The 2,138-nt window shown below is 32.8% G+C and carries 1 protein-coding gene and 1 pseudogene; one reads left to right on the top strand and one right to left on the bottom strand.

Annotation, left to right across the window (positions count from 1 at the left end; genetic code table 11):
- Positions 1–496: 496 nt before the first annotated feature.
- Positions 497–832 (top strand): annotated as a pseudogene (locus tag BGO42_RS05915) (OmpH/Skp family outer membrane protein); the annotation flags it as partial.
- A gap of 73 nt (positions 833–905) precedes the next feature.
- Here the strand turns inward: BGO42_RS05915 and BGO42_RS05910 are convergent.
- On the bottom strand, positions 906–1,952 hold the full coding sequence (locus BGO42_RS05910; RefSeq protein ID WP_273247184.1) for a tyrosine-type recombinase/integrase: 1,047 nt from the start codon (positions 1,950–1,952) through the stop codon (positions 906–908).
- Positions 1,953–2,138: the final 186 nt, after the last annotated feature.

The raw sequence follows: 2,138 nt of genomic DNA, 5'->3' as shown, positions 1-2,138 counted from the left end.
CATTTCCTTCCCCTTTTAACTCATCATCTTTTTCCATTCCGTTAAACCCGTAACGATATGATTCTGAGGCTTCATGGCGGTTAGGTACCAGCATCCCAAACGGATAGTGATTGTATTTGTGTAATCAAAACATTTTCAAGTATTTAATTTTAAATTGGGATTTGGTAAAAATGTCGATTAGAGTAAAAAAGCCTCTAAAAATTCAATGATTTTGATCGTAATTATAGACTAAAAATGAATGTAATTATTGGGATAGAACTTGAATTAAATATAGGATTTTTTATTGCGTAAATAATTTTACTTTTGAAAAAAACAAGTAAAATTGCGTTCGAAAATAAATTCCATTTTTTAATCATTACAAACATTACTTTTTTTTGTTGATTGTCGTTGGAGCTGCTACTTTCTTTGTCGCAGGTAATAGTCCTGAAATTGTTTTTGTAGATAATGTTAAGCTTTTTGATGGCTTCAACATGACTAAAGAGCTGAAAAAAGAAGGGAACAGGAGTTTAACTCCCACAAAAAAGTTTTAGATAGTTTATATATTGTCTTGCAGCAGGTAGGCGCTACCGAAATACAAAGAGAAGCGATTACACGTGAGTTGATCGCCAAAAAACAAGATTTTGAAGCTTTTAACCAGCAATTTGCTACTGAAGAATCGGCTAAAATCTGGTCCAGAATTAATGGCTATACGACCGATTTTTCAAAAGAAAAGAACTACGACTTTATCTTAGGATCCGAAAACAAACGATCTGTTCTCTTTGCTAAAGAAACTGTAGATATCACTAACGAGTTGATCATCTATATTAATAAAAAATACGAGGGTAATCAATAATCTTAGCTAGATTACCCTCTTAGAATCTTCTTTATTGATTACTAAAATATTCTGGAACAATAAGTGTGAGTTGCTACTGCATACTATTTTCCAGCTTCAGATGTACTTTTTCAATTTCTTTGTCGATATATACCTGAGCATAGTGTACATAGCGATTAAACGAACCACTGGCATGACTGTGTCCACTTATTTTTCGAACCAGGTGTTCCGGCATTCCTAAAATAAGTAAAGTGGTAATCGCAGTTCTTCGCATCATATGGGAACTCATTTTATCACAAAAACGATTCGGAGCCTTGTTATTTTGCTTTAGTAAACGTTTCCCTTGTTTTTCTCTGGAAACTTCAACAGAAGCTGTAAAATTGGCTAATTCGCCTATTTGTTTGAGACTTTTATTAAAGTTAAAGAGGCTTGTACTTCCAAACACCGGATTTTTGACATTTTTGGTTTTGTATTTCTGATAAATTGCCACCGCGTAAGCCGGAAGTTTTACATGACTAAAGGTTTTTGTCTTTTTGGATTTTAATTTTAAATACCAGTCATTTCCTACTTGTTCAAAGTTCTTATTCGTCAGCAGAAAAATATCCGAGTAACGTAATCCTGTCGTACAGCCAAAAACAAAAATATCTTTAATCCGACGATTGCTCACGGATAAACTATTTTCAAATTCTTTATCATGGATCAGAAATTTTAATTGTTCCGGTGATAAAACCAGGATTTCGATTTCTTCTTTTCGCACATAAAACAAGCGTTGGAAATCTCCGGTAAAGAAATCTTTGTCATTTTTCAAATAGTTGAAAAATACGCGAATGACTTTAATATTTGAGCCAACATAATTATCATGGCAACCTTTCTTGTATAAGTAATCTGTAAACTTCTGGTAGAATTTTTTCCAATAGTTTTTTTCCGACAGTAATTCTCTTTTATTCAGTTTTGAAGCATCACAAATCCGCAATTCAAAACCGGTATCGCTTGAAAACTGAATCAGGTTTTGTAAAACATAATGATAATTCTGTATAGAATCGGGTTTAATACGCTCGCCATTCTTTTTTAAACGTTTTCCGGTTTCGGTATCTCTTATAAATTGTTTAAACAGTGGTGTTATAGGGGTCGTTTTTTTCATGGTAATATTTCTCCAAAAATATTGGTTAGAGATGGAAAATAAAAAATCCTAACTGCAAAAAATAGAGTTTCATTCATTTTTAATAAACATTGATTCCTAATACATTCTGTCGGAATTTTAAGTAATTTCATTCCTATCCGTTTGGGATGCTGGTACCTAACCGCCATGAAGCCTCAGAATCATATC

Origin of the sequence: Flavobacterium sp. 40-81 (assembly GCF_001898245.1) — a bacterium.
Lineage (GTDB): Bacteria > Bacteroidota > Bacteroidia > Flavobacteriales > Flavobacteriaceae > Flavobacterium > Flavobacterium inviolabile.
This window is presented reverse-complemented; position numbering and strand designations above follow the sequence as displayed.

What these genes read in the sequence shown, in the direction of transcription:
- BGO42_RS05910 (WP_273247184.1), bottom strand. Translation starts at nt 1,952, where the DNA reads ATGAAAAAAACGACCCCTATAACACCACTGTTTAAACAATTTATAAGA.